The organism is Microbacterium sp. ISL-103 (assembly GCF_018613995.1).
Taxonomy (GTDB): Bacteria; Actinomycetota; Actinomycetes; order Actinomycetales; family Microbacteriaceae; genus Microbacterium.
This window is the reverse complement of record NZ_JAGGPD010000640.1, coordinates 1-2446: the sequence shown is the minus strand read 5'-3', so window position 1 is coordinate 2446 and position 2446 is coordinate 1. Positions and strand designations below refer to the sequence as shown.

Here is a 2446-nt window from a genome sequence, read left to right as displayed (position 1 = left end):
GCTCGGCTGTCGACCGATACCCCGAGCGGCGAGATGGACTTCGTCGCCGAGGAGTGGGATGCGCAACGCGTCGTACGCCGCGAGAGACGGCTCACCGGAGCGGGTCAGGCTCTGTCGATCGTCGTGATCAGCCACGTGCCGACCGGAGACATCGTGGCCTACAACGAGCTCCTCGTCGGAGCCGATCGTTCAGGAGTCACCCATCAGCTCGGCACTCTGGTCTCTCGCGAGCACCGCGGACACCGGCTCGGCATGATCGTCAAGTGCGCGAACCTCCTCCGCTGGCGCGAGGCCATGCCGCTCTCACCGACGGTCTCGACGTTCAATGCCGAAGAGAACCGCCCCATGCTGAGCATCAACGAGGCGATCGGGTTCGTGCCGGTCTCGTACGCCGGAGCGTGGCAGAAGCGGATCTGACCGAGATCATCCCACCGGTGTACGCGTCGGCGGGCGGATCATCCGCCTGGCCGATGCCGCGCCGCGCACGGGCCGAGAGGCTGGGAGCATGAACGTCTCCGTGCTCGAAGCCCGCTCCCTCTCGAAGTCCTACGGCACCACGCGCGCACTCGCCGGGGTGGATCTCACGATCCGTCGCGGCGAGTCCGTCGCGATCATGGGCGCGTCCGGATCGGGGAAGACGACGCTGCTGCACGTCCTCGCCGGAATCATCCGGCCCGATCACGGAACCGTCGCGTTCCAGGGATCGACCGGTCATCCCGTCGAGATCGCGGCGCTGGGCGAATCCGCGCGATCTCGTCTTCGCAGGGAGAAGTTCGGCTTCGTGTTCCAACAGGGGCTCCTGATCCCCGAACTCACCGCCGTCGAGAACGTCGCACTGGCGTCGATGATCAATGGCGTGAAGCGGGCCGATGCCACCGCGCATGCATCCGCGTGGCTCGCCGCCCTGGGACTCGCGGGACTGGAGGACCGTCGTATCGGCGAGCTCTCCGGAGGCCAGGCCCAGCGGGTTGCGATCGCACGAGCGCAGGCCACCGGCGCCGATCTCGTGTTCGCCGATGAGCCGACCGGCGCCCTGGACTCGCACACCTCGCAGGATGTGATGAACGCGCTGCTCTGGTCGACGACCGGGCAGGGACGAACCCTGCTCGTCGTCACCCACGACCCCGAGGTCGCTGCCCGGTGCTCGCGCATCGTCGCTGTCCGCGACGGACAGATCGTCTCTCCGGCGGTGTCGGCATGAACGCTCGCGTGCTGGCACTCCTGTTGCGCCCGACGAAGGGGCAGACGGCCGTCCTGGCACTCCCGATCGTCGCTTTCGGGATCGTGACCGCGCTGGTGTCGACCGTCGTCGGCGGTGCCCAGGCGTTCTGGACCTGGACGGACGACTATGCTCCGATCTACCAGGCTCTCGCCGCGATCGCTCTCGTCCTCCTCGTCGTGCCGCTGACGAATCTGGGCGGCGCCGCCGCCCGTCTCTCGGCACGACGACGAGACGAGAGACTGTCGACGCTGCGTCTTCTCGGAGTCACGCCGATGGGCGTCAGCGTCGCCACCGTGATCGAATCCGTGCTCGTCGCCGCAGCCGGCACAGTGGCGGGGCTGCTCGTCTATCTCGGGATCGCTCCGTTGATCGGACTCATCCCGTTCCGCGGCGCAGCCCTCGGCGTCGCCGCGGTGATGCTTCCACCCCTCGGCCTCCTGGCAGTGGCCGGAGGCATTCTGCTCGTCGCGGCCTGCAGCGCTGTGCTCGGTCTCCGACGCGTGATCGTCTCGCCTCTCGGTGTGCGGATGCGCACGACCGCGTCGACCGTGCACTGGTTCCGCGCGCTCATCGGCGCCTCGGTTCTCGCTCTCGTCTTCGTGCTCGTCAAGGTCTTCCCGACGCTCGCAGGGTTGGCGATGACGATCGTCGTCGTCGCGACCCTTTTCGCCCTCGCGCTTTCCGTTCTCTCGGTGGTCGGTCCGTGTGTTCTGAAGGTCAGCGCCTCACGGCAGCTTCGCAAGGCCGAGCGACCCGAGCGGCTTCTCGCCGCCCGGATGGTGCTCGACTCACCCAAAGACGCCTGGCGTCAGGTGAGCGGCATCGCGATGGCCGGTTTCATGGCGGTGTTCGCGGGCACCGGTGTGTCGCTGATGAATGTGATGACCAGCGGCGACACGACGGATGCGGATGCCGCACTCGCGTCCGACATGCGCACGGGGCTCGTGATCACACTCGTCGCCTCGTTCCTCATGGTGGCGGCCTCCGTCGGCGTGAATCAGGCGGCATCCGTGCTCGACCAGCGCGACCTGCACCGCAGTCTGCATCATCTGGGCGTGCCTCTCGACACCGTCGACAGCGCCCGTCGACGGGCGATCATGTCGCCGCTGCTGCTCACCGCGGTCGGGTCCGCCGCGTGCGCCGCGGTGCTCATCTTCCCGCTGATCGGCATCGCTCTGATCACTGCTCCCGAGTCGCTAGTCCCGATCGGCGCCGTGCTCGCGA

2 protein-coding genes and 1 pseudogene are annotated in these 2446 nt (G+C 68.0%); all 3 read left to right on the top strand.

The genetic code is table 11. The features are described 5' to 3' along the window. Nucleotides 1–417: pseudogene (locus J7E68_RS19020) on the top strand (GNAT family N-acetyltransferase); the annotation flags it as partial. A gap of 88 nt (nucleotides 418–505) precedes the next feature. After that, nucleotides 506–1201: an ABC transporter ATP-binding protein gene (locus tag J7E68_RS19015; RefSeq protein ID WP_215175106.1), complete on the top strand. Its 696-nt coding sequence runs from the start codon at nucleotides 506–508 to the stop codon at nucleotides 1199–1201. After that, nucleotides 1198–2446, top strand: a 1249-nt coding sequence (locus J7E68_RS19010; protein WP_215175105.1) for an FtsX-like permease family protein, incomplete at its 3' end; no start/stop codon positions are given. The genes J7E68_RS19015 and J7E68_RS19010, both read left to right, overlap by 4 nt.

Bases quoted from the DNA above. Each gene is read 5' to 3' on its own strand.
- J7E68_RS19015 (WP_215175106.1), top strand. From the start codon at position 506: ATGAACGTCTCCGTGCTCGAAGCCCGCTCCCTCTCGAAGTCCTACGGC.